The following is a 23527-nucleotide window of genomic DNA, read 5'->3' on the forward strand; positions in this document are numbered from 1 at the left end:
GGCCGATTATTTCGCGTAGCCCGTCCTGGCCGGGGCATCTCGTGAATACAATGCGCCGATGCGACTGTATTCACTCTTCATCGGCCTCGTGCTGACACTTCTGTGCGGCGCCGCGGGCGCGCAAGACGCGGCGACCTGGATCTGGGCGCCGGGCGATTTCGATATCTGGCTCAGCAACCGGATGCAGGTGCAGCGCGTCGAACGCGACGTCGCCTGGCCGCCGTTCTGGCGCATGTACAGCCACCAGCCGCAGGTGAACTTCATGCGGCGGGTGGACCTCGCCGCGCCGGAAGACATCGTCATCACCGTCGAAGGCACGTACAACGTCGCCATCGACGGCCGCTTCGTCCACGGCGACCAGCGGCACATCCGCGTGCCGGCCGGCAGGCATGCGCTGAATATCCAGGTCTACAATCCGGCATCGCCGCCGGCCGTGCTCGTGCAAGGCACGACGATCCGGTCCGATTCGTCGTGGACGGTCGGACCGCGGCCGAATGCGCCAACGGCCGACCATGCCGCGCACTGGCATTTCGCGGCGCCGGACGATCCGCCGTCGCACTACCGGCTGGCCACCCGCGAGGTGCGTCCCGTCGCTGTCGAGCGTGATGCGCACGGCGTCCTCGTCGACTTCGGCCAGGAAACGACGGGCTTCGTTCAATTGAAGAACCTGATTGGCAGCGGCCGCGTGACCTTCTATTACGGCGAATCGCGCGAGGAGGCGATGTCCGAAGAGGGCGCGGAAACGCTCGACAATTTCACCGTAGCCCATCACCACCGCACATTCGCGGCGCCCACGTCACGCGCCATGCGCTACGTGCGCGTGCGCGCCGACCGCGGCTTGCGCTTCGGTGACGTGGCACTCCAGTACGAATACCTGCCCGTCACACACCGCGGCGCGTTCCGCAGCTCGGACGACGAGTTGAACCGCATCTGGGACGTTGCGCAGCGCACCCTGGAACTCAACACACGCGAATTCTTCATCGACGGCGTCAAGCGCGATCACTGGATCTGGTCCGGCGACGCCGTGCAGGCGTACCTGATGAACTACTACGCCTCCTTCGACGGCGACACGGTCAAGCGGACGACGTGGGCGCTGCGCGGCGCCGACCCCGTCGACATGCACATCAACACGATCCTCGACTATTCGCTGTACTGGTTCATCGGCATCCGCGACTATGTCCAGTACACGGGCGACACCGAGTTCGTGCAAGCCATCTATCCGCGCATGGTCACGCTGATGGACTTCGTGCTGGGGCGGCGCAACGCGAACGGCATGCTGGAAGGGCAGCCGGGCGACTGGGTATTCGTCGACTGGGCCGACATGCCGAAGGACGGCGAGCTGACGGTCATCCAGCTGCTGTTCGCGCGCAGCCTGGAAGCGATGGCCGACTGCGCGGCACTTGCGCACGACGATGCGAAAGCGGCCACGTACCGTGGGCTGGCCGCCGACCTGAAGGCGAAGATCCGGAGCGCGTTCTGGGACCCGCAGCGACAGGCGTTCATCCACGGCCGCAAGGACGGCAAAACGAATCCGCTCGTGACGCGCCATCCGAACATGTTCGCGCTGCTGTTCGGCGACGTGGACGGCGGGCAGGCCGACGCCATCCGCCGCAACGTCCTCATGAACGACGCCGTGCCGAAGATCACGACGCCGTACATGCGATTCTACGAACTGGCGGCGCTCGCGGAGAGCGGGCAGCAGGCCCGCGTGACGCGCGAGATCAAGGATTACTGGGGCGGCATGCTGCGCGCGGGCGCGACCTGTTTCTGGGAAGAGTACGACCCGAACGTGCAGGGCGCCGCACGCTATGCCATGTACGGCAAGCCCTTCGGCAAGAGCCTGTGCCATGCGTGGGGTGCCAGTCCACTGTACCTGCTCGGCAGATACTACCTCGGGGTGAAGCCGACGCAGCCGGGATACGCGGCGTACGTCGTGGAACCCGACCTGGGCGGGTTGCAATGGATCGAGGGGAAGGTCCCGACACCGCATGGCGACGTCGCCGTGTTCGCGGACGCGGCGCGGATCAAGGTCACGGCGGCCGCTGCCGGCGCGGGCGTGCTGCACTTCGCCAGCAGCACGCCGCCCCGCAGCGACACCGGCACGATCCGCCAGGCAGGCGACGGCCGCTACGAACTGGCGCTGGAGGCAGGCAAGTCGGTCGTCGTCGAGCGGCGGTGATCAGGCCAGTGGATCGATGGCGAACGCCGGCATGCGCACTTTTTCGCGTGCGGCCTCGAGGAATTTGTCCGACGTGAGCAGCGCTTCGTGGATGGTCACGTCCATGTCGAGGTAGCGATAGGTGCCCAGGCGGCCGACGAAGGTCACATTGGTTTCGTTGCGTGCGAGGTTCACGTATTTTTCGAGCTGCGCCTTTTCGCGCGCCTGGCGGATCGGGTAGTACGGCGTATCGTTTTCCTCGCACTGGCGGCTGTATTCCATGTAGCAGACCGTGCGCTCGTGCTGTTCCCACGGCGAGAAATGCTTGTGCTCCGTGATGCGCGTGTAGGGTTTGGCGTCGTCGCAGTAGTTGATGACGGCATTGCCCTGGTAATCGCCCGTGTCGCGGAAGACTTCGAAGTCCAGCGTGCGGTAGGGCAGGCGGCCTTCGACGTGCTTGAACCACGCATCGATGGGGCCGCTGTAGAACACATGGTCGTAGTCGGTCTTGGACGCGGGATCGAAGCGCGTGCCCAGGTGCACGGTGATGCCCGGCACCTTCAGGACGTTCTCGACGAGCGCCGTGTAGCCGTCGGCCGGCATGCCCTGGTATTTGTGGTTGAAGTAGTTGTCGTCGTAGTTGAAGCGCACGGGCAGGCGCTTCAGGATGCTGGCCGGCAGTTCGCTCGGATGCAGGCCCCATTGCTTCATCGTATAGGTCTTGAAGAAGGCTTCGTACAGCTCGCGGCCCACGAAACGCAGCGCCTGTTCCTCGAAGGTCTGCGGATTCTCGATCGTCTTGTCGCCCAGCGACTGGATGAATGCCTGCGCCTCGGCGGGACGGAACGTCTTGCCGAAGAATTGGTTGATCGTCAGCAGGTTGATGGGCAGCGTGAAGACGCGGTTGCCCGTGATCGCCTTCACGCGGTTCACGTACGGCTTGAATTCCGCGAAGCGGTTCACAAATTCCCAGGCGCGCTCGTTATCGGTGTGGAAAATATGCGGTCCATAGACGTGGACCATGACGCCTGTTTCGCTGTCGCGCTCCGAATGGCAATTGCCCGCGATGTGGTCGCGCGCCTCGAAGATCTCGACGTTGTAGCCCGCATGGGCCAACTGGTTGGCGATGACCGCTCCCGAAAATCCAGCCCCGACGATGGCAATGTTCTTTTTCATTCGCTTATCCTGATGTGATGGTTGTCCTTGCCGTCCGTGCGTACGGACGCCTTGCCGCGCATGCGTTGCCGGTTTGCTTGTCTTCTCCCCTGTCGCTTGTGCTTTTTATCGAGTAGATGGCACCCTGTCGCACGCCGCGTGCTTTCTATTTCTCGCGCCACTGTTCATGCGTAAACACCGCAACGACTTGCGGTTACAGAACGATTGGAATGTGAAATATAGTGCAAAAAATATATCATCGTTCAGTCGTTTTGCCCCGCACAATTGGACGGGGCAGCAGAGCGGGCGGGCGCGTCAATACGAATGAAAGGCGTGCTGGAGGGATGGTCGGGAACATTTTCGGACGCGTCACGGAATATGCGTGATTGCGGCGACGGCAAACGTAAAAACCGCCGGCCGAAGCCAGCGGTTCGAAGGTCGACATACTGCCCGGACTGACCGGGCAGGCGCTGCGATCAGCGCTTGTTGTCGTTCTTGTGGCTCTGCGAGCCGGCCTTGGCGTGCTGCTCCGGCGTACCGCCGCGGGTGCTGTTGCCGCTCTGCTGGCTGCCGCCGCCCTGGCTTTGCTGGTTGCCGTCGTTCTTGTGGCTCTGCGAGCCGGCGCGGCGTGCTTCTTCCGAGGTGAACTCGTGGGCATTGCCCGAAGCGTGGGCGGCCTTGCCGCCTTCCGAGGCGATGTCGCGCTGCTTCTGCGGGTCCATCGATGCGAAACCGCGGTTGCTGGTGTCGCCGCTCTGGTTGTTACCCTTGTTACCGCCTTGTTGGTTGTTCGATGCCATGATCGTTCTCCTTAAAGTTGGTTAATCGCCGGTGCACTTCCCTGGCGGCCGGGCTGTCGAAGCCGCCGTGTCGGGAAGAGGTGGGTGCATGTTAAGACCCGCGGTATGCGTGCGGAATAGGAGTTCTCACGGCTGGCTTGTAGGATGAGTCTGTCCATTTTGGTGCAACAGTCAGTGGAATGCGGGGCCCGGCGGCGGCGGTGCACCATCGCGGCGCAGGAAGGTCTCGGCCAGCCTCGGGTCGTCGAGGCGCACGATCGACAACGGGTGCGCGAACTCGATGCCCTCCTGCTGGAAGCGGCGGTAGATCTCGAGGAAGATGTCCTGCTGCGCGTCCATGTGCAGGATGTAGTCCGGGCTGCGGTAGTGGTAGACGACTTCGAAATCCAGCGACCACTGGCCCCAGGCGAAGAAGTGCGCACGCTCGAAGTCGATGTTCGGCTTGCTCGCGATGATCGCCCGGATGATGTTTGGGATGCGGCACAGCAGGTCTTCCGGCATACCGTACGCGACGCGCAGCACGAAGGCGACGCGCCGCGTCTGCATGCGCTTGTGATTGTGGATGCGGCTTTTCAGTAGTTCGCCGTTCGAAAACACGACCTGCTCGCCGCCCAGGCCGCGCACGCGCGTCGTCTTGAGGCCGATGTGCTCGACGGAGCCGAGGACGTCGCCCACGATGATGAAATCGCCGACCTCGAACGGCTTGTCCAGCATGATCGAAAGCGAGGCGAACAGGTCGCCCAGGATGTTCTGCGTGGCCAGAGCGACGGCAACGCCGCCGATGCCCAGGCTCGCGACCAGGGTGGTGATATTGATCCCGAAATTGTCGAGGATCATCAACGTGACGACGACCCACAGCAGCAGGCGGGAGATGAAGCACAACACGCTGCTGGATGCCCGGCGCTCACCGTCCACGGGACCGATGCTGAACTGGTCGCGCCACGCGCGCAGGCCCGTGTCGCCCCAGACGGCGGCCTGCAGCATCAGTGCCGCGATGGCGATGCGGGCGACGAATTTTTCCTGCCTCGCCGACAGCTCCAGGAACGTACTGCCGGCATACATCGCGAACACGACGATGAACAACAGATACGTCTGCGACAGCATCCGGGTGACGAAATCGTCCAGCCGCGTGCGGGTGCGCCGCGCCACGTTAGCCACGCGCCGCAGCACGAAGGCCCGCACGAACACCATCGCGATCGCGGCGCCCAACGTCACCGCCAGCGCCGCGACCCAGGCTTCGAACGGGTTGCCGAGAAAAGAAAAATGGCCTGTCCGGGACAGGAACGGAAACATCATCGAGACACTCCAGAGGTGCGAAAGCCAGCCGCTAGTTTGGGGGCGGGCGCCGCCACGCCGCGCACAATTGACTTTCAGCAGGACGCAGCATACATTGTCTTATTTGCATCAATTCATATTGCCGCACAGCCGATGGCCCCCGAACAGACCACCAAGATCCTGCTCGTCGACGACCAGCCGGCCAACCTGGCGGTGCTGGAAGCCATCCTGGCGGACCTGGGCCAGACGCTCGTCGCCGTGACGTCGGGTGAGGCCGCCTTGCGCGAAGTGCTCGCCAACGACTTCGCCGTCGTGCTGCTGGACGTGCGCATGCCGACGATGAACGGCTTCGAGCTCGCCGGCCTGATCCGCGAACACCCGCGAACGCACAGCCTGCCGATCATCTTCCTGACCGCCGGCGACGCCAACGAATTCCCGCTCGAGCGCGCGTACGCGCTGGGCGCCGTCGACTACCTCACCAAGCCGTTCAATCCCGTCGTGCTGCGCGCGAAGGTCGCCGTCTTCATCGACCTGTTCCGCAAGAGTGCGGAGCTGGCGCGCATCGAGGAAGAACGCCATCGCGCGCAGATCCGCTCGCGCGACGCACGGCTGCGCCTCATCCTCGACAACATTCGCGACTACGCGTTCATCGGCACCGACGTCGACCGCATCATCACGGAATGGGAAGGCGGCGCGGCCGCCATCACGGGGTGGGAAGCGGATGCCGTGCACGGCCGCAGTGCCGACGTGCTGTTCACGGCGGACGACGCGGCGGCCGGCGTGCCCGCACAGGAAGCGCGGCGCGCGCTCGAGCAGGGCCGCGCGGACGACCGCCGCTGGCACGTGCGGCGCGACGGCACCCGCTTCTACGCCGACGGCGTGCTGGTGCCGTTGCGCGACGAGGCGGGCACGCACGTGGGCTTCGCCAAGATCATCCGCGACGCGACGGCGGAAAAGCTCGCCGCCGAACGCCTCGCGGAGAGCGAGCAGCTCCTGGACGACAGCCGGCGCGAGGCGGAGGCCGAACGCGAGCGCCTGCTGCGCGAACTGCAGGCGGCCAGCGAACGCATGCGCGACATCTTCCATCGCGCCCCGGCCATCATGTGCGTGATGAGCGGACCGGAACACGTGATCGAGATGGCCAACCAGCGCTACCTGGAACTGGCCGGCGGCCGCCCGCTCGCGCAGCGCCCGGTGCGCGTCGCGCTGCCGGAACTGGAAGGGCAGGGCTTCGTCGACGTGCTCGATCGCGTCTACCGCAGCGGCGAGGCGGTCGAAGGCCATAACGTGCGTCTGCTGATGCTGCAGGATGCCGATGCCGATGCCGGAGGCGCCGCCATCGCCGAACACTTCCTCGACTTCGTCTGCATGGCCTTGCGCGACCCGGATGGCAGCGTGTCCGGCGTGCTCCTTCACGGCGTGGACGTCACCGAACGCACGCGCGCGAACCTGCTCGCGATCGGCCAGCGCGGTGCGCTGGAACTGGCCGTCACCGATGCGCCGCTGGGCGACGTGCTGGACGTGCTGGCCCGCACGGCCGAAGACTACGGCGGCGGCGCGGCGCTCGCCTCCGTGCAATTGATGGCGCCGGACGGCCGGCTGCGCCACGCCGCGGCGCCGTCGCTCGATATCGAATTCCAGCGCGCGATCGACGCGGTACCCGTCGACCCCGTGGCCGGCGCGGCGGGCAGCGCGGCGTGGCGCGGCGAACCGATCGGCTGCGCCGACATCGCCACGGACCCGCTATGGCAGCCATACGTCGCGATCGCCCGGGCGCACGGGCTGGCCGCGGCGCGCGCGCTCCCGATCCTGGCCCCGTCGGGCGCCGTGCTGGGCACGTTCACGCTGTACTACCGCGATCGCCGCCTGCCCGGGCCGCACGAAGAAGCCGCGCTGGCACTGCTGGCCAACACGGCGTCGCTGGTGATCGGCCAGCGTCACGAGGCGGCCGAACGCCAGGCGGCCGAACACCGCTCGCGCGCAATCCTCGAAAGCATGAGCGAGGGCTTCATCGCGCTTGACCCGGCCTGGCGCATCACGTACGCGAACGGCGCGGCGGAAGCCGTCACGCGCCGGCAGCGCGCGGAGCTCGTCGGCGCGCAATTCTGGGACTTGTTCGCGCGGCTGCGGGGCGGCGCGCAGGAACAGGCGCTGCGGCGCACGGCGCTGGAGCGGACGCGCAGCCGCATCGAAGCGTACGACGACGACCAGCACCGCTGGATCGAGATCAATTCCTTCCCGATGGACGCGGCCGGCGCGGAAACGGGCGGCCTCGCGCTGTACTTCCGCGACGAGACGGACCGCCGCCGCGCCGAGGAGGGCATCCGCCGGCTGGCAGCGGTGGCCGAGCAGTCGTCCGACTTCATCGGCATCTTCACGCCGGATGCGGGCGGCATCTACCTGAACCCGGCCGGACGGCGCCTCACGGGCCTGGACGAGCGCACGAACATCGCCGCGTGGCGCATGATCGACTTCTTCCCGCGCGAGGACCGGCCGTTCGTGCGCGACCACGTGATGGCCGCGCTGACGGGCATTGCTGCCGCGTGGGAAGGCGAACTGCGCCTCGCGCAGCCGGACGGGCGCGAACCCGTCCCCGTCTACTTCAAGGGCTTTGCCGTGCGCGATGCCGACGGCAACAACATCGGGCTCGCCACGATCACGCGCGACATCACGGCGCAGAAGCGCGCCGAGGGCGAGCTGCGCCGCGTGGCCGCCGACCTGTCGGAAGCGGACCACCGCAAGAGCGAATTCCTCGCCACGCTGGCGCACGAGCTGCGCAACCCGCTCGCGCCGATCCGCACGGGCCTCGACCTGTTGCGCATGGCCCCGCGCGACCCGGACGCGGCCGCCCGCGTGCACGCGATGATGGACCGCCAGCTGGGCCACCTGATCCACCTCGTCGACGACCTGCTCGACATCGCCCGCATCACGCGCGGCAAGATCGAGCTCAAGAAGGAAGAGGTCGACCTGAAAGCCATCGTGCAGATGGCCGTCGAGACCAGCGCCGCACTGGTCGAGAGCCACGGCCACCGGCTCGAGGTGGACGTGCCCGCCGAGCCGCTCCCGCTGCTGGCGGACGTCACGCGGATGGTGCAGGTGCTGTCGAACCTGCTCAACAACGCGGCCAAGTACACGCCGTCCGGCGGGCGCCTCACGCTGGGCGCCTGGCGCGAGGACGGGCATGCCGTCGTCGCCGTGTCCGACTCGGGCATCGGCATCCCGCCCGAGGCGATCGGCTCCGTGTTCGAGATGTTCACGCAGGTGCGCGGCAGCCTGGACCGCGCGCAGGGCGGCCTCGGCATCGGCCTCTCGCTCGTGCGCCGCCTCGTCGAACTGCACGGCGGCCGCGTCAGCGCGTTCTCGGCCGGGCGCGGCCGGGGCAGCACGTTCACCGTGCGCCTGCCGCTGCATCCCGGTTCGCCGCACGCCCGCACGGCCGGCGCGGATGCGGGCGACAACGCCGAGCCGCGGCCGCCGGCGCCGCTGCGTGTGCTCGTCGTGGACGACAACGCGGACGCCGCCGACAGCCTCGTCGCGCTGCTGGAAGTGCTCGGCCACACGACGTGGGTCGCGCGCGACGGTCCGCAAGGCCTGCACCTGGCGCTGGACGTGCGGCCCGACCTCGTACTGCTCGACATCGGCCTGCCCGGCATGAGCGGCTATGAGGTGGCGCGCGCGATCCGCCACAGCCAGGGCGTGCGCCAGATCGTCCTCATCGCGCTGACGGGATGGGGCGCGCAGAGCGACCAGCAGCAGTCGCACGATGCGGGCTTCGACCAGCACCTGACGAAGCCCGTGAGCCTGGAGGCGCTGGAACAGGCGCTGGCCGCCGCCGGGCGCACACTGCCATGAGGAAGGGACCAACCACCGTCGACGTCTCATGCGGCACGCTCGTCGTCGACGCGACCGGGCGCCTGCTGCTGGGCCACGTGACGCACACGCCCCGCTGGGACATCCCGAAAGGCTTGCAAGACCCGGGCGAGACCACGCTGGAAGCGGCGATGCGCGAGCTGCGCGAAGAGATGGGCCTGGAATTTGCGCCGCAAGCGTTCCGCGAACTGGGGCGCTTCGACTACCGCCGCGACAAGGTGCTGCACCTGTACCGCGTGGACGTCGGCGCCACGTTGCCGGACCTCGCGCACCTCGCCTGCACGAGCATGTATCCGCACCACGCGACGGGCGCGCCGACGCCGGAAATGGACGGCTTCCGCTGGGCCACGCGCGACGAAGTGGCGACCTTGTGCTGGCCGCGCATGGCCGCGCGGCTACTCGCGATCGGCTGGTGAGGGGGCACGGCGCGCCTCGACGTCGCGCAGCACGGATTCGATCGCCGTCACCGTCGCCGGCTTCGTCAGGTGGGCGTCGAACCCGGCCTCCGCGGTGCGCGCCCGGTCGGCCGCGCCGCCCCAGCCCGTGAGCGCGACCAGCATCACGCCATCGTTGCGCGGCTCGCGCCGCACCGCCTCGGCGACCTCGTAGCCGGACATGCCGGGCATGCCGATGTCGAGGAATACGGCGTCCGGCTGCAAGCCGTCGAGCATGCGCAGCGCCTGGTGCCCGCCATGCGCGACGACGACGTCGTGCCCCATCACGGACAACAGGGCGGCCAGCGTGTCGGCGGCGTCGCGGTTGTCGTCCACGACGAGCAGCCGCAGCGCGTGCACGGCGGGCGCCTCGGCGGGTGCCGGCGCCGGGACTGTGTCCGTCGCGGGCGCGCTGCGCGCGAGCGGCAGCCGCACGGTGAATACGCTGCCCGTGCCCGTGCCGGCGCTGGCCGCCGTGATCGTCCCGCCGTGCAGTTCGACGAGGCTGCGCACGAGCGACAGGCCGATCCCGAGCCCGCCCGGCATGTGCTGCACCGCGTGGGCCACCTGGGTGAACATCTGGAAGACCTCGCCCAGCGATTCGGGCGGGATGCCGATCCCGTTGTCGGACACGGCGATCAACGCCTGGTCGCCGTCGCGTTCCGCCGCCAGCACGATATGGCCGCCGCGCGGCGTGTACTTCGCCGCGTTGTTCAGGAGGTTGCTGACCACCTGGGTGATGCGGGTGGCGTCCGCATGCAGCGTCAAGGCTTGCGGCGGCAGGCGCACGTCGAGCCGGTGGCGCGCCGCCTCGATCAGCGGCATGCTCGTCTCGACGGCCGCGTTCAGCACGTCGGCCAGGTTGACGAGCGCGGGTTTCAGTTCGACCTGGCCGCGTGTGATGCGGGCCACGTCGAGCAGGTCGTCGACGAGGTGCACGAGGTGGTCGAGCTGGCGGTCCATGATGTCCTGCACGCGCGCGATGGCGGTGGGGTCCGAGCGGGTGCGGCGCATCAGCTGCAGGCCACTGCGGATCGGCGCGAGCGGGTTGCGCAGCTCGTGCGCGAGCGTCGCGAGGAACGCCGTCTTGCGGCGGTCCTGCTCGGCCAGGTCGTCGGCGAGGCGGCGCAGTTCGAGTTCGGTGCGGCGGCGTTCCGTGATGTCCGTGAACAGCACGACGACCTTGCGGCTGCCCACGGGGCCCACGCGCGCCGCGTACACGTCGTACCAGCGCTCGAGCCGCTCGATCTGGTCGACGAAGTGGACGGGTGCGCCGCCTGCCGCGACCTTGGCGAAGGCGTCGAGCCAGCGCGCCGCTTCCGACGGCGCCAGCGCGCGCACCGTGTGCCCGGCGGCGCCGGCGAGGCCGGTGGCCGTCACGAAGGCGGGGTTCACTTCGAGGAAGCGGTAGTCGCACGGGATGCCGGCGTCATCGTACACCATCTCGATGACGCACACGGCCTCGCCGATCGCATCGAACAGCGTGCGGTAGCGCTCCTCGCTGGCCTGCAGCCGCTCCTCGGCCTGTTTCTGCAGCGATGCGTCGATCACGACGCCCCGCATCATGCCGCGCGGGCCGCCGCCGGTGCGGTCCAGACGGCCGCGCGCGATGACCCAGCGCCAGCCGCCGTCGGCCGTCCGGACGCGGAACGTGGCGTCGTACGGTTCGCCCGTCTGCATGGCGCGGCCGAGCAGCGCTTGCGTGGGCGGCACGTCGTCGGGATGGATGACGGCGAAATAGGCCGCCACGTCGGCGCCGGCCCCGTCCTCCGGCGCCAGGCCGAACATCTCGACCATGCGGGCGTCGGCAATGACGCGGCCGGTCGCGATGTCCATCGTCCACACGGCCACCTCGGCGGCGGTGATGATGGCTTCCAGGCGCGCGCGGGTTTCCTGCAACGCCGCTTCCGCATGCCGCCGCTTGTCCGCCGTCGCGTAGGCATCGAGGAAGAAGCGCACCTTGGCCCGCAGGATCGGCAGCGATACGGGGTCGTGCAGCACGGCGAGCGCCCCCGCATCGTACAGCGACTCCAGCGTGAAAGGCGGTGCGGCGGGGATGCCGTGGACGATGACGGGCGCTTCCGGCAGCGCCGCGCGCAACCGGCGCACGCTCTCGAGCAGAAGGCCGGTATCGCCGGAATAGCCGGCCAGGACCAGGGCAAAGCCGGGCTGGTCGTCCGGGTGGCGCGCGTGGCACAGGGCCTCGTCCAGCGTGCGGGCGCGCACGAGCTCATAGCCCTGTTCCGCGGCGACGGTGCCGACGGCCGGGTCCGGGACCGGACGGTCGCACAGGAACAGCACGCGTCCTTGGGAGGCGCCACTCATGCATATGCTCCGCGCGCGGCAGGCGCGAGGCACGGCGCGCGCCGGGACGCGTCCGGAGCGGTCGTTACCGCGGCATGCATATGCAGAGTGTCGAGTTCATTGTGTTCCGAATGTAGGAGTTGCGGGCCCCGCTGTCAACTGCCTCCGGACAGCCGGGCGCCGTGTGCCACGCATCGCCGGTAGGATGGGGCCGCGGGCGCGCCGGTCCACCGTGCCGGTCCCGCTGCACAGCAAGGAGAACACCATGCAAGTATCGAACGAGAGCGCCGGCTACGACGTGGCCGCCATCATGGGCGGCCTGTACGGCGACGGCATCATCGCCTGCAAGGGCGCCCTCAGCGCCGGATGGGTGGCGCAAGTGAAGGAAGACATCGAAACCCTGTTCGCCGAGGCGCGTGCGCGCCCGCGCGGCGCCCTCGAGCGCGGCCCGTTCCGCTATTACGTCGAGGTGCATCCCGAGCGGCTGCGCGGCTTCGTCGAGCTGGCCACGCATCCGTGGGTCGTGGCCGTGTGCCGGGCCGTACTCGGGCCGGACTACAAGATCGTGGAGGTCGGCTTCGACATCCCGTTCCCCGGCGCCATGCACCAGCCGTGGCACCGCGACTTCCCGGCACCGCCGGAGACGCTCGTGGGACGCCGGCTGAATTCGCTCGCGTTCAACCTGACGACGGTCGACGTGACGGAGGAGATCGGGCCGTTCGAGATCGCGCCGGGGACGCAATGGGACGACCTGGCCGGTGGCGATCCGATGTTTCCGGACCAGTCGCTGTATCCGCGCTACGAGGCCCGCGCCCAGCGCAAGCTGCCTCAAGTGGGCGACATCTCGGCCCGCTCGGCGCTGACGATCCATCGCGGCACGGCGAACCGCAGCAACCAGTCGCGGCCCGTGCTCGTGCTGGGCGTGGACGCGCCGGACGGCCGTAACGCCGACAAGCACGACCTGCAGGTGACGCAAGGGTACTGGGATGCGCTGCCGGATGCCGTGCGCGATCACCTGCGCTGCCGCATCGTCCCGGCGCTGGAAAACATCGAGCAGGCCCACACGATCGAGGGCCTGCGCATGGGAGTGATGGGTTAGCGGCCGGGGATGTCCTTCGGCGGCTTGCCGACGCGGCGCAGCTGGTCGGATTGCTGGTCGAGGTTCACTTCCTCGGCCACGTCGTAGCGGCCGTCCTCGGCGTCGTCCGCCGGCAGCAGGTTCTCCGAGCGGTCCTTGGCGCCGCTGGACGCCCGTTGCGCCTGTCCGGGGTCGGCGCGCTGCTCGCTGCGCCCGTCTTTCGGTTTGTCTTGCTGGGTCATGCCGTCCTCCCGATGGTGATCTCAAGGCCGATTATGGCGCAGGGGAGGGTGGCCGGGCGCACGCTAACGGCCGTCTTCCCGGCCGCCGCCGCGCGCGGGCAGGTTCTTTTCCAGGATCGCCCACAGGATCAGTCCATATGCGAGCAGGCGGACGAGGTAGTGCAGCGGCGAGTCCTCGTTGTCGTCGTAACTGAGTGCCGACACGATCCGGTGCACGCCCTCGATGCCGAACGACAGGGCGAAGTACAGGAAGAAGCGGTCGCGCGAATCGCGCCAGAAGCGCAGGAAGAACAGCGCGATGATGAATGAGGCCATGGCGATGGCGCCGGAGAACAGGTCGCTCATATCGGTCCCGTTATTCTTTCTCGTAGATCAGGCCGTACAGCAGCAGGAGCACGGCCACGAGGGCCGACACCTGGCGCACGGGCAGCAGGTAGACGTCGGGAAACACGACCTTGTCCAGCATGAGGAACACATTGTTGATCGTCAGTACGGCAAACGACGCGCCGCTCCAGAACAGCAGGCGGTGGCCGGTGCGCCGGTAGCTGCAGAACAACAGCCAGGCGCAAGCCAGCGACGTCAGTGTGCACAGCGTATAGATCGTAATCGCCATCAGGAATCCTTGCGCCATTTGAACGCGTCCGCGAATTGCTGCGCCTTGCGGTCGAGGGAGGAGTGGATCAGGTGCGTGACTTCGACCAGGTGGGTCGCGTAGAGGTCGGCGAGGCGGTCGATGCGCTCGCGCAGGCCGGCATCGGCGGGGGCGTAGCGGTAGCCTTCCACGCCGTGCTCCGTGCAGAGGGCGGCGACTCGCGCCCGGCACAGTTCGTCCAGCAGATCCTCGGCCGTTTTTTCGCGCACGTACAGACGCCGCGCCAACATGTCGCGGTGCCACATCTGGCCCGGCGCCGCGCGCATCAGCAGCAACGCTTCCAGGAAAGGAACCGACGGAATGCTGGTCAGCACGAAGCGCCGGAGGTCCTCGGGTATGGATGAGTTATCCATCGCCATCTACGTTTGGACAAACATACTTTATATTTTGAAACTGGGATTCTATAGTATTCCTGCGGCACATGCATGTGTGCTTGCAACCGTGCGCCCGGTATTCGCGACAGGAACCCGTGCGGGAGATCAAGCTCTCGTCGGCTAAAATGGTGGGATTCTTGATCTTGTCGATTCATCATGCTGAAGAAGTTGCTAACACCCGCACTCCTGCTGACGTCGCTCTTGTCGCTCGGCGCTTGCCACCGCGAGGCCGCGCACGGGTCCGCGCGACCGGCGGCGGTCGACACGGCAGCGCATGCGGACGCCGGCGCGCCGCGCCCACAGACCTGCCACGACCATTTCATGGCGGGCGAACCGCCGCGCATCACGAACCCGCGGCTGGGCAAGGAAACGGAGGCGCTGTGCTTCAACGTGTTCAGCGTTCTGCACTCCGGCGTCACGCGCACGCCGCTGTGGTCGGCGGAGCACCTGCAGGCGCAGAACATCGAGGCGGCGCAGGAATTGTCGCGTGAAAATTCGTTCCACCCGGAGCCCCGGCTGCCGTCCGACCAGCGCGCCGAGCTGTCCGACTATGCGCGCAGCGGCTACGACCGCGGCCACATGGCGCCGAACGGCGACATGCCCGACCGCGACAGCCAGCGCGACAGCTTCAGCCTTGCCAACATCGTCCCGCAGGACGGCGAGAACAACCGCAACCTGTGGGCCGGCATCGAAGGGGCCGTCCGCCGCATGGCGAAGAAGGAAGGCGACCTGTACGTCGTCACGGGTCCCGCATTCCTCGGCACGGACTTGCGCAAGATCGGCAACGTGCTCGTGCCCACGCATTTGTATAAACTGGTGTACAGCCCGCGCCAGCGCGCCGGCGCCGCCTGGTTCGTGGAGAACACGGCGGACGCCAAGGCGAACGTGATCCCGATCCCGGAGCTCGAACGCATCATCGGCATCAACCTGTTGCCCGCGCTCTCCGACGCGGAGAAGGAGCGCGTGCTGGACCTGCCGGAGATCCACGACAAGGCGCCGCGCGGCCGGCGCAACCGCCACTGAAAGGAAGTCCATGAGCAGCAAACCGAATTTCGCCCCGTACGAAAATGAAGCCGACGTCGTCGAAGTGGGACGCCTGATGGTGGAGAACCGCGTCGACCGGATCACGGTGTCCGGCGACGTCGACCTCACGGCCGACAAGGACGGCCTCGCCAAGGCCCGCCAGCTGCACGACCTGCTGGGCCGCGTCGTCGCCGCGCTGGAAGCGAAAAACCTGCCGGACAAGCTGCCGCCGCCGGACGTCAAGACCGTCGCGAATCCGTTCGGCTGAGCGCTTGCCGGTCCGTGCGCGTACGCACGAAACCCATCGATGACACGGGCCGCGAGGCCCGTTTTTCAAGGGCGCGCGCGAGGGTGTTTACGCATGAGTTGTACGGGGTCAATGGTGCGCGCAACGCTGCCGCTTTGGAGTAGTCTCGACAAGGAACCGGCACGAGGATCTCCACGCGGAAAACGTCATGCTCGGCGGCGAGCAGGTCGGCGTGGCGCGCTTCGGCAAGGCCGGCAACATACGATGACACCGGAGGAAACCATCATGCGACATACCTTAGTAGCAGTCTTCGACAACCGAAGCGATGCCCAGAACGCGCTGGACGAATTGCTGGCGTCGGGCTTCTCGCGCACCGATGCGAGCCTCTCCAGCGCCGACCCCACGGGCCAGTCGAACAGCGTCACGGGCAACGACGAATTGCTCGCGGGCGCACACGAGGAAGGCTTCGGCGCGTCGATCAAGCATTTCTTCACGAGCCTGTTCGGGTCCGACACGAACGAGCACGCGATGAAGTATTCGTACGCCGTCACGCGCGGCCACCACGTCCTGACCCTCTCGACGGAATCCGAGCCGGAAGTGGAGCGCGCGGCGGACATCATCGAGCGCTTCGGCCCCGTCGACATCGACGAGCACCACGACAAGTGGGCGCGCGAGACGGGCGGCGCGGGCGTGCTCGGCGCGGGCGCGTCCGGCATGCAGCAGTCGCGCAGCATGTCGGCGCAGTCGGGCAGCGCCGGCAGCGGCGCCGCATCGTCCGGCTCGTACCAGGGCACGCCGCCGGGGACGGAACCGGGCTCGCTGCAATACTCGTCCGAGGAAGACCGCAATTTCTTCGGCACGCAGAACATCAACGATCCGGTCCCGAAGGACATGACGTACCAGGAACCGCTGGGGGCCAACGAGCAATCCGGCGGCTCGCTCGACAGCGCTACCGGCGGCAACACGCTGAGCGGCACGCAGAGCTCGTCGCTGAATCCGGGCACATCGCGCCAGGCGTCGCAGGGCGGCTCGCTGAACCAGTCCGGCTCCGTCCTGCAGGGCACGGCGTCGATTCCCGGCTCGGACGACACGTCGCTGGGCGGCACCGCGATGATGGGCACCCAGTCAGGTTCGATGCAGCGCGACACGTCCACGTCGAGCTCGCGCGGCAAGGTGCGCGTGTTCTCGCATGACAAGGACATCGGCAGCTCCTACGACGACGCCTACCGCAACGACTGGACCCAGCACTACTCGGGCCTGGGCGACAGCTACGACGACTATGCACCCGCATACCGCTACGGTACGGAGATGCGCAGGAACGCCAAATACCGCGACCGCTCGTGGGACGACGTCGAATCCGACCTGCGGACGGACTGGGAAGCCCGCAACCCCGGCGCGTCGACGTGGGAGAAATTCAAGGCGGCCGTGCGCCACGGCTGGGACAAGATCACGCCGGACCTGAACACGGACGACTGGTACCACTCCGACTGGCACGACAATTACTCGAGCCTGGGCGGCGGCTACGAGGAGTACGAGCCGGCCTACCGCTACGGCACCGAGATGCGTGCGACCTCCAAATACCGCGACCGCTCCTGGGACGAGGTCGAATCTGATCTGAAGCGTGATTGGGAGTCGCGCTACCCGGGCGCCTCCACGTGGGACAAGTTCAAGGCCGCCGTACGCCGCGGCTGGGACAAGATCACCCCGGACATCGACGACGACCGCTACTACCGCACGCACTGGAACGCGCGCTACTCGAACGCCAACGAGAAATACGACGACTATCTGCCGGCCTACCGCTACGGCGACGAGGCGCGCCGGCTGCAGAAATACCGCAGCCGCCACTGGGACGACGCCGAGTCCGACCTGAAGGCCGACTGGGAATCGCGCTACACGAGCGGCACGTCCACGTGGGAAAAATTCAAGGCCGCCGTGCGCCATGGCTGGGACAAGATCACGCCCGACATGGACGATTCCACGTACTACCACTCGCATTATGAGTCCAATTACGCGTCCACCGGGACGGACTATGACGACGTCGAGCCGGCCTACCGCTACGGTAACGAGATGCGCAGCAGCGACACGTACCGCGACCGCTCGTGGGACGATGCCGAAAGCGACCTCAAGCAGGACTGGCACAGCAAATACGGCGCGCATGGCGAGCCGTCCGCATGGGAGCGCATCAAGGCGGCCGTACGCCACGGCTGGGAAAAGATGACGGGCGACACGACGAGCGCGGACGACGACAGCTACTACCGCACGCACTGGTCGAGCCAGTACGCCTCCAGCGGCACGAGCTACGACGACACCGCGCCGGCCTACCGCTACGGCGCCCAGATGCGCAACGACGTACGCTACCGCAACCGCGACTGGTCCGACGTCGAGAACGACCTGCGGGCGGACTGGGATGCGCGCTACGGCACCGGCGGCGCGTCTACCTGGGAGAAGATGAAGGCGGCTATCCGGCACGGCTGGGACCGCGCCACGCTGTAAAGCCGGTCAGGCGGTTTCGGACAACGGCAGGCTGATCCGGTTCCGCCCCATGTGCTTGGCGCGGTACAGCGCGGCGTCGGCAATGGCGACCAGTTCACTGGCGCTGTTGTCCGGCGCGGCGATGGCGGTGGCGGCGCCGATCGACACGGTCCCGTGCCGGGCCGCCTGGCGGTTCGGGACCTGCAGCTGCTCGACGCGGGTGCGGATGCGCTCGGCGACGCTGGCGGCGCCTTTCAGCGACTGGTTCGGCAGGATCACGGCGAATTCTTCGCCGCCGTAGCGCGCCACGAGGTCGTTCGCACGCATCTCGCTCGCGACCGCCGTGGCGATACGCTTCAGGCATTCGTCGCCGCCCAGGTGGCCGTTGGCATCGTTGTAGGCCTTGAAATTGTCGACGTCCACCATCAGCAGCGACAGCGGCTGGCGCTGGCGCAGCGAGCGCGCCCACTCGGCGTGCAGCGTATCGTCGAAGCAGCGGCGGTTGGCCAGGCCCGTGAGCCCGTCGCGCGTGGCCAGTTGCTCGAGCGCGATCTGGGCCAGCTTTTCGTCCGTCAGGTCGCGCAAGGTCTCGACGACGGCCGCCAGCCGGCCGCGTTCGTCGTAGATCGGGCTCGCGTCCGCGGCCAGGTAGCGCCGACGGCCCACGCGCGGCATGTCGCACCAGCTTTCGGCCGTCAAATGCTGGTCGTCGGCCGGGCCGTGCAAGGTCGGGATGCGGCCGTCCGCGGCGGCGCGCTCTTCGATCAGCAGGTCGGCGAGGGTAGGGCGGCGGTCTTCGAAAAAGCTGCGCCAGTGGTCGCGCGTGCCGAGGATGTCGCGCGCCGGCACGCCCGTCAACCGTTCGCAGGCACGGTTCCACAGCATGACGCGCGACGACGTATCGAGCACGAACACGGGAATCGCCAGCGTCTCCATCAGCTGGTGGGCGAATGCGCGATCCGCAGCGCCCGAGGAATCCATGAGGCGCTGTATTGTTGTTGTGCTTGTCATGAGCCGTCCTTCGGTTCTGTCTATTGAGCAATTTCTTGCTGACGAGAACCGATTGTGCGCTCGAGACAATAACGCCCCTTGATTTTTTTCAAGAGAAAAGCGGTGATCAGCCCGACTCGGCCGCATGCACGGCGATGACGGCCTGCGCGACGCGGTCGACGCGGGTACACAGCAGGTCGATGCGCGACGCCAGCAACGGATCTTCGAGCGCATACTGGCGGCGTACCTGCAGCAGCTCGGACTGGATGGCGACCAGTTGCGCGAGCGGATCGAGGTTGCCTCGGCGCGCATCGCTGCCACCCGTCAAGCGGCCCAGCAGCATGTCGGACTCGGCCAGCGCCTGGTCGGCTTGGCTGCGCGCCTTCTGTTCGCGGCACAGCGCGGCTTCCAGCCGGGCAATGCGGTCCTCGCTGCGCACGCGCCGCCACAACAGCGCGAACAGCACGGCCATCATGGCGAGGCCCAGCGCGCCCGCCTGCAGTCGGCCCGGCATCGCCAGCATGCGGTCGCGGTCGGCCCATCCGAGCCATACGGTCAGCACCAGCAAGACCCCGACGATGGCGCGCAGCGACTGGAGCAGCAGGGTTTTCATGACGATCCCTTCGACGAGGACTAGGACGACGCTGTTAGGAACTTTCCGTATCCAAAGGTACGGCTTTCTGAACGGTCTGTTTTTGCTCGTCGTCAATTTTAGCGTCTTTACATCGACCATGCTTGGCGAGGGAGCGCTTCGGCGACGGCCGCCACTCGCGGTATAATGGAAGGTTGACGCGAGCCTTACCCGGATTGTTACCGTGACATACAGCATCAAAGAAATCTTCTACACCCTGCAGGGCGAGGGCGCCCACGCGGGCCGTCCCGCCGTGTTCTGCCGCTTTTCCGGCTGCAATTTGTGGACGGGACGCGAAAGCGACCGCGCCACCGCCGTCTGCCAGTTCTGCGACACGGACTTCGTCGGCACCGACGGCGAACGGGGCGGCAAATTCAAGGACGCGGCCAGTCTCGCCGCCGAGATCGACAGCCTGTGGCCCGCTTCTTACCCGGCGAGCAAGTACGTCGTGTTCACGGGCGGAGAGCCGTTGCTGCAGCTGGACGCGGCGCTAATCGACGCGATGCACGCCGTCGGTTTCACGATCGCCATCGAAACGAACGGCACGTTGCCCGTGCCCGCCGGGGTCGACTGGATCTGCGTGAGCCCGAAGATGGGTTCGACGCTCGTCGTCGAACGGGGTAACGAGATCAAGGTCGTGATCCCGCAGGCCGGGCAGGACTTGTCCGCCTACGAACGCCTGGATTTCGACAATTTCTTCGTGCAGCCGATGGACGGCCCGCTGGCGGCCTTCAACACGCAGCTGGCGATCGATACGTGCCGGCGCAATCCGAAGTGGAAGCTGAGCCTCCAGACCCATAAACTCCTGAACATTCCCTGAAGCAAATGCTGACCATTACCCGCAAGCTGGAATTCGACGCCGGCCACCGCATTCCCGACCACAAGAGCCAGTGCCGCAACCTGCACGGGCACCGCTACACCCTGGAAATCACCTTGACGGGCGCCGTCATCGACGTCGAAGGCAATTCCGACAACGGGATGATCATGGATTTCTCGGACATCAAGGCGCTCGCGAAGGAGCACCTCGTCGACGTCTGGGACCATGCGTTCCTCGTCTATGAAAAGGACGAGCCCGTGCGTGGCTTCCTCGCCAGCCTGCCGAACCACAAGACCGTCGTGATCGACCGCATCCCGACCGTCGAGAACCTCGCACAGGTCGCGTGGAACATCCTCAAGGCCGCGTACAAGGACCGCTACGGCACGGGCCTGCGCCTGCAGAAGCTCGTGCTGCACGAAACGCCGAACTGCTGGGCCGAAATCACGGATGCCTGAAGCGGACGACAATACGTATATGGGCCTCGCGCTGCAGGAGGCCCGCAAGGCGTGGGCGGCCGGCGAAGTCCCTGTCGGTGCGGTCGTCGTGCGCGACGGCGAAGTCATCGCCGCCGGCTTCAACCAGCCCATCGGCCGCCACGACCCGACGGCGCATGCGGAGATCGTCGCGCTGCGCGCCGCCGCCGAAAAGCTCGGCAACTACCGCCTGCCGGGCTGCGAGCTGTACGTCACGCTGGAGCCGTGCGCGATGTGCTCGGGCGCGATGATGCACGCGCGCCTGGCCCGCGTCGTGTACGCGGCGCCCGACCCGAAGACGGGCGTATGCGGCTCCATCGTCGACCTGTTCGCGCTGGAACAGCTGAACCACCATACGGACGTCGTCGGCGGCGTGCTCGCCGACGAGGCGAGCGCCATGTTGAAAGCCTTTTTCGCCGAACGGCGCGCGGCACGGCGCACGCCTGTGCCGGACGCTGCCGCGTCCGGCTCCACGGACTGAACATCGGCGAGTGTTGCGCGCACACTGCTGACGCCACCGCTTTTACGAAAATGGTATGCTGGTCCAAAGCCCCCGCCACATTTCGGCACGGGAGTATTCCTTGGACCATACGATCAACGCTCGGCACCCCTACCTGATCCGGTCGACCCGGTGCCGGCGACGCCGCCATGCCTAGTCTGAACGCCAACGGGATCCGCATCGCCTTCGACACCGCGGGCGATCCGAAAGCCGTGCCCTTGCTGCTGATTTCCGGCCTCGGCCTGCAGCTGACGGCCTGGCCGGACGAATTCGTCGAAGGCCTAGTCGACCTGGGCTTTTACGTGATCCGTTTCGATAATCGCGACAGCGGCCTGTCGACGAAGTTCGAGCACGCCGGCACGCCCAGCCTCACACTGGCCTGGCTGAAATCGCTGCTGCACCTCCCGTTGAAGTCGCCGTACACCCTGGAAGACATGGCCGACGATGCGATCGGCGTGCTGTCCGCGCTCGGCGTCGCGCGCGCGCACGTGGTCGGCATGTCGATGGGCGCCATGGTCGGCCAGTTGATGGCGGCAAAATTCCCGTCGCGCGTCCTCAGCCTCACGTCGATCATGTCCAGCACGGGCCGCCGCGGCTTGCCGGGTCCGACGCAGGCCGCCCGCCGCGCGCTGCTGCGCCGGCCGCGCGGCTGGGCCAGCGCGGGCGACATCGACGCCGCCGTCGACTACAACGTGCAACTGCTGCAAGCGGTCGGCAGTCCGGCGTATCCCACGCCGGAAAAGCATCTCCGCCGCCGCGTCGCACGCGCGCTGCGCCGCAATTGCTGCCCCGGAGGCGTCATGCGCCAGATGCTGGCCGTGACCGCGTGCGGCGACCGCACGCCGGAACTGCAGACGATCGTCGCGCCCACGCTCGTCATCCACGGCGCGGCCGATCCGCTCGTCCCGCTCGCGTGCGGAATCGACACGGCGAACGCGATCCCGGGTGCCCGGCTGGAGGTCATCGAGGGCATGGGACACGACCTGCCGGCCCAGCTGCTGGAGCGGCTCCTCGCCTTGATCGACGCCCATGCGCACGGTAAGATGGCGCCCGACTCGACACCAAGGCTCTTCGTCAAACAGTGACCATCCCGAAACTGGGCATCGCCCTCATCGCGCCGGCCGGCTACGCGCCCGAACCGGAAGCCATCCCGCGCGGCATCGCGCGCCTCGAAGCCCAGGGCATCCTGGTCAAGAACTATTACAAGCACGAGGAACGCCACCAGCGCTTCGGCGCGACGGACGCGGAGCGCCTGGCCCAGCTGGAAGAGGCCGCCGCCGACCCGGACGTGCAGGTCGTGATGGCGATCCGCGGATCGTACGGCATCACCCGTCTGTTGCCGGACATCGACTTCGAGCGCATGGCGGCGAGCGGCAAGATCTTCGTCGGCTATTCCGACGTCACCGCCTTCCACATGGGCTTGTATGCGAAGACGGGTGCGCTCAGCTACGCGGGCCCGATGTTCACGAGCGACATCGGTACCGCCGAGCCCGACGAGTTCACGCTCGACGACTTCCTGGACTGCCTGACCGGGCCCACGCACACGGTCTACGGGCACGGCGCCGCAAACCCGCGGCTGGACGTGACCGGCACCGTCTGGGGCGGCAACCTCGCCATGGTAATGTCCGTGATCGGCACGCCGTACTTCCCGCAGATCGATGGCGGCATCCTGTTCCTGGAAGACATTGCCGAGCACCCGTTCCGGGTCGAACGCATGCTGCTGCAGCTGATGCATACGGGCGTACTGGCGCAGCAGCGCGCGATCGTGCTGGGCGATTTCTCCGGCTACCGCCTGGGCGCGATGGACAATGGCTATAACTTCGACGAAATGCTGAGCTATGTGCGCGCCACGTTGCCCGTGCCTGTGCTGACAGGCCTGGAGTTCGGCCACATCGCGCGCCACGTGACGATTCCGTTCGGTGCGCAGGGACGTCTGGCCTGCGACGGCGACCGCTGGACGCTGACGCTGTCCGGCTACCCGACCTTGCAGCGCGGCTGACGCGCCCCCCCCTCAGTGGTAAAATGCACGGTTA

Annotated in this window: 21 protein-coding genes and 1 pseudogene; 12 read left to right on the top strand and 10 right to left on the bottom strand. The window is 67.3% G+C overall.

The window, feature by feature from the left end:
• The first annotated feature begins 58 nt into the window (after positions 1-58).
• Positions 59-2179, top strand: a complete 2121-nt coding sequence (locus NX784_RS01235) for an alpha-L-rhamnosidase-related protein (protein WP_258814856.1) — start codon at positions 59-61, stop codon at positions 2177-2179.
• On the opposite strand, the pseudogene glf reads toward NX784_RS01235, so the two are convergent.
• From glf to NX784_RS01250, 3 genes and pseudogenes are all read right to left on the bottom strand, one after another.
• Positions 2180-3370: pseudogene (glf, locus tag NX784_RS01240) on the bottom strand (UDP-galactopyranose mutase); the annotation flags it as partial.
• Positions 3371-3789: 419 nt separating this feature from the next.
• Positions 3790-4113, bottom strand: coding sequence for a KGG domain-containing protein (locus NX784_RS01245; protein WP_258814857.1), 324 nt, complete (start codon positions 4111-4113; stop codon positions 3790-3792).
• A 171-nt stretch (positions 4114-4284) separates the two neighbouring features.
• Complete coding sequence (locus NX784_RS01250) at positions 4285-5409, bottom strand: mechanosensitive ion channel family protein (RefSeq protein WP_258814858.1); 1125 nt, start codon at positions 5407-5409, stop codon at positions 4285-4287.
• 132 nt (positions 5410-5541) lie between these two features.
• On the opposite strand from NX784_RS01250, the gene NX784_RS01255 reads away from it, so the two are divergent.
• Both NX784_RS01255 and NX784_RS01260 read left to right on the top strand, forming a co-directional pair.
• On the top strand, positions 5542-9240 hold the full coding sequence (locus NX784_RS01255; protein ID WP_258814859.1) for a response regulator: 3699 nt from the start codon (positions 5542-5544) through the stop codon (positions 9238-9240).
• Positions 9237-9674 carry an NUDIX domain-containing protein gene (locus tag NX784_RS01260; RefSeq protein WP_258814860.1) on the top strand — a complete coding sequence of 146 codons (438 nt, stop codon included), beginning with the start codon at positions 9237-9239 and terminating at the stop codon, positions 9672-9674. The genes NX784_RS01255 and NX784_RS01260 overlap by 4 nt, the downstream gene beginning before the upstream one ends.
• Here NX784_RS01260 and NX784_RS01265 read toward each other — a convergent pair.
• Positions 9654-12017: a hybrid sensor histidine kinase/response regulator gene (locus NX784_RS01265; protein ID WP_258814861.1), complete on the bottom strand. Its 2364-nt coding sequence runs from the start codon at positions 12015-12017 to the stop codon at positions 9654-9656. The genes NX784_RS01260 and NX784_RS01265 overlap by 21 nt on opposite strands.
• Positions 12018-12261: 244 nt before the next feature.
• Between NX784_RS01265 and NX784_RS01270 the strand changes: the two genes are divergently transcribed.
• Positions 12262-13095 (top strand): phytanoyl-CoA dioxygenase family protein, encoded by an 834-nt coding sequence (locus NX784_RS01270; protein WP_258814862.1) that lies wholly within the window; start codon positions 12262-12264, stop codon positions 13093-13095.
• Here the strand turns inward: NX784_RS01270 and NX784_RS01275 are convergent.
• The 4 genes from NX784_RS01275 to NX784_RS01290 all read right to left on the bottom strand — a co-directional run bounded on the left by NX784_RS01275 (position 13092) and on the right by NX784_RS01290 (position 14321).
• Positions 13092-13316 carry a hypothetical protein gene (locus NX784_RS01275; RefSeq protein WP_258814863.1) on the bottom strand — a complete coding sequence of 75 codons (225 nt, stop codon included), beginning with the start codon at positions 13314-13316 and terminating at the stop codon, positions 13092-13094. The genes NX784_RS01270 and NX784_RS01275 overlap by 4 nt on opposite strands.
• A gap of 63 nt (positions 13317-13379) precedes the next feature.
• Positions 13380-13661, bottom strand: a complete 282-nt coding sequence (locus tag NX784_RS01280) for a DUF5985 family protein (protein ID WP_258814864.1) — start codon at positions 13659-13661, stop codon at positions 13380-13382.
• A gap of 10 nt (positions 13662-13671) precedes the next feature.
• Positions 13672-13929: a DUF5985 family protein gene (locus tag NX784_RS01285; RefSeq protein ID WP_258814865.1), complete on the bottom strand. Its 258-nt coding sequence runs from the start codon at positions 13927-13929 to the stop codon at positions 13672-13674.
• On the bottom strand, positions 13929-14321 hold the full coding sequence (locus NX784_RS01290) for a hypothetical protein (protein WP_258814866.1): 393 nt from the start codon (positions 14319-14321) through the stop codon (positions 13929-13931). Before NX784_RS01290 ends, NX784_RS01285 begins: the two co-directional genes overlap by 1 nt.
• A gap of 177 nt (positions 14322-14498) precedes the next feature.
• On the opposite strand from NX784_RS01290, the gene NX784_RS01295 reads away from it, so the two are divergent.
• From NX784_RS01295 to NX784_RS01305, 3 genes are all read left to right on the top strand, one after another.
• Positions 14499-15365, top strand: a complete 867-nt coding sequence (locus NX784_RS01295) for a DNA/RNA non-specific endonuclease (RefSeq protein ID WP_258814867.1) — start codon at positions 14499-14501, stop codon at positions 15363-15365.
• 10 nt (positions 15366-15375) lie between these two features.
• Entirely contained in the window at positions 15376-15633 is a 258-nt protein-coding gene (locus tag NX784_RS01300; RefSeq protein ID WP_258814868.1) for a hypothetical protein, read from the top strand.
• A gap of 264 nt (positions 15634-15897) precedes the next feature.
• Positions 15898-18105 (top strand): general stress protein, encoded by a 2208-nt coding sequence (locus tag NX784_RS01305; RefSeq protein WP_258814869.1) that lies wholly within the window; start codon positions 15898-15900, stop codon positions 18103-18105.
• 6 nt (positions 18106-18111) lie between these two features.
• Here NX784_RS01305 and NX784_RS01310 read toward each other — a convergent pair whose 3' ends face one another.
• Both NX784_RS01310 and NX784_RS01315 read right to left on the bottom strand, forming a co-directional pair.
• Entirely contained in the window at positions 18112-19095 is a 984-nt protein-coding gene (locus NX784_RS01310) for a sensor domain-containing diguanylate cyclase (protein WP_258814870.1), read from the bottom strand.
• A 106-nt stretch (positions 19096-19201) separates the two neighbouring features.
• Positions 19202-19687: a hypothetical protein gene (locus tag NX784_RS01315; protein ID WP_258814871.1), complete on the bottom strand. Its 486-nt coding sequence runs from the start codon at positions 19685-19687 to the stop codon at positions 19202-19204.
• A 202-nt stretch (positions 19688-19889) separates the two neighbouring features.
• On the opposite strand from NX784_RS01315, the gene queE reads away from it, so the two are divergent.
• The 5 genes from queE to ldcA all read left to right on the top strand — a co-directional run bounded on the left by queE (position 19890) and on the right by ldcA (position 23493).
• Positions 19890-20525: a 7-carboxy-7-deazaguanine synthase gene (gene queE, locus NX784_RS01320; protein ID WP_258814872.1), complete on the top strand. Its 636-nt coding sequence runs from the start codon at positions 19890-19892 to the stop codon at positions 20523-20525.
• Between the two features lie 5 nt (positions 20526-20530).
• Positions 20531-20977 carry a 6-carboxytetrahydropterin synthase QueD gene (gene queD / locus NX784_RS01325; RefSeq protein ID WP_258814873.1) on the top strand — a complete coding sequence of 149 codons (447 nt, stop codon included), beginning with the start codon at positions 20531-20533 and terminating at the stop codon, positions 20975-20977.
• The gene (gene tadA, locus NX784_RS01330) at positions 20970-21476 is read left to right on the top strand and encodes a tRNA adenosine(34) deaminase TadA (protein ID WP_258814874.1); all 507 of its coding nucleotides are present in this window, start codon (positions 20970-20972) and stop codon (positions 21474-21476) included. Before queD ends, tadA begins: the two co-directional genes overlap by 8 nt.
• 167 nt (positions 21477-21643) lie before the next feature.
• The gene (locus NX784_RS01335; RefSeq protein WP_258814875.1) at positions 21644-22579 is read left to right on the top strand and encodes an alpha/beta fold hydrolase; all 936 of its coding nucleotides are present in this window, start codon (positions 21644-21646) and stop codon (positions 22577-22579) included.
• Complete coding sequence (gene ldcA, locus NX784_RS01340) at positions 22576-23493, top strand: muramoyltetrapeptide carboxypeptidase (protein WP_258814876.1); 918 nt, start codon at positions 22576-22578, stop codon at positions 23491-23493. Before NX784_RS01335 ends, ldcA begins: the two co-directional genes overlap by 4 nt.
• The last annotated feature ends 34 nt before the right edge of the window (positions 23494-23527 follow it).

This window comes from Massilia pinisoli (assembly GCF_024753285.1).
Lineage (GTDB): Bacteria > Pseudomonadota > Gammaproteobacteria > Burkholderiales > Burkholderiaceae_D > Telluria > Telluria pinisoli.

Coding starts and splice junctions, on each gene's coding strand:
- NX784_RS01235 (WP_258814856.1), top strand. CDS start 59: ATGCGACTGTATTCACTCTTCATCGGCCTCGTGCTGACACTTCTGTGC.
- NX784_RS01245 (WP_258814857.1), bottom strand. CDS start 4,113: ATGGCATCGAACAACCAACAAGGCGGTAACAAGGGTAACAACCAGAGC.
- NX784_RS01250 (WP_258814858.1), bottom strand. CDS start 5,409: ATGATGTTTCCGTTCCTGTCCCGGACAGGCCATTTTTCTTTTCTCGGC.
- NX784_RS01255 (WP_258814859.1), top strand. CDS start 5,542: ATGGCCCCCGAACAGACCACCAAGATCCTGCTCGTCGACGACCAGCCG.
- NX784_RS01260 (WP_258814860.1), top strand. CDS start 9,237: ATGAGGAAGGGACCAACCACCGTCGACGTCTCATGCGGCACGCTCGTC.
- NX784_RS01265 (WP_258814861.1), bottom strand. CDS start 12,017: ATGAGTGGCGCCTCCCAAGGACGCGTGCTGTTCCTGTGCGACCGTCCG.
- NX784_RS01270 (WP_258814862.1), top strand. CDS start 12,262: ATGCAAGTATCGAACGAGAGCGCCGGCTACGACGTGGCCGCCATCATG.
- NX784_RS01275 (WP_258814863.1), bottom strand. CDS start 13,316: ATGACCCAGCAAGACAAACCGAAAGACGGGCGCAGCGAGCAGCGCGCC.
- NX784_RS01280 (WP_258814864.1), bottom strand. CDS start 13,661: ATGAGCGACCTGTTCTCCGGCGCCATCGCCATGGCCTCATTCATCATC.
- NX784_RS01285 (WP_258814865.1), bottom strand. CDS start 13,929: ATGGCGATTACGATCTATACGCTGTGCACACTGACGTCGCTGGCTTGC.
- NX784_RS01290 (WP_258814866.1), bottom strand. CDS start 14,321: ATGGATAACTCATCCATACCCGAGGACCTCCGGCGCTTCGTGCTGACC.
- NX784_RS01295 (WP_258814867.1), top strand. CDS start 14,499: ATGCTGAAGAAGTTGCTAACACCCGCACTCCTGCTGACGTCGCTCTTG.
- NX784_RS01300 (WP_258814868.1), top strand. CDS start 15,376: ATGAGCAGCAAACCGAATTTCGCCCCGTACGAAAATGAAGCCGACGTC.
- NX784_RS01305 (WP_258814869.1), top strand. CDS start 15,898: ATGCGACATACCTTAGTAGCAGTCTTCGACAACCGAAGCGATGCCCAG.
- NX784_RS01310 (WP_258814870.1), bottom strand. CDS start 19,095: ATGACAAGCACAACAACAATACAGCGCCTCATGGATTCCTCGGGCGCT.
- NX784_RS01315 (WP_258814871.1), bottom strand. CDS start 19,687: ATGAAAACCCTGCTGCTCCAGTCGCTGCGCGCCATCGTCGGGGTCTTG.
- queD (WP_258814873.1), top strand. CDS start 20,531: ATGCTGACCATTACCCGCAAGCTGGAATTCGACGCCGGCCACCGCATT.
- tadA (WP_258814874.1), top strand. CDS start 20,970: ATGCCTGAAGCGGACGACAATACGTATATGGGCCTCGCGCTGCAGGAG.
- NX784_RS01335 (WP_258814875.1), top strand. CDS start 21,644: ATGCCTAGTCTGAACGCCAACGGGATCCGCATCGCCTTCGACACCGCG.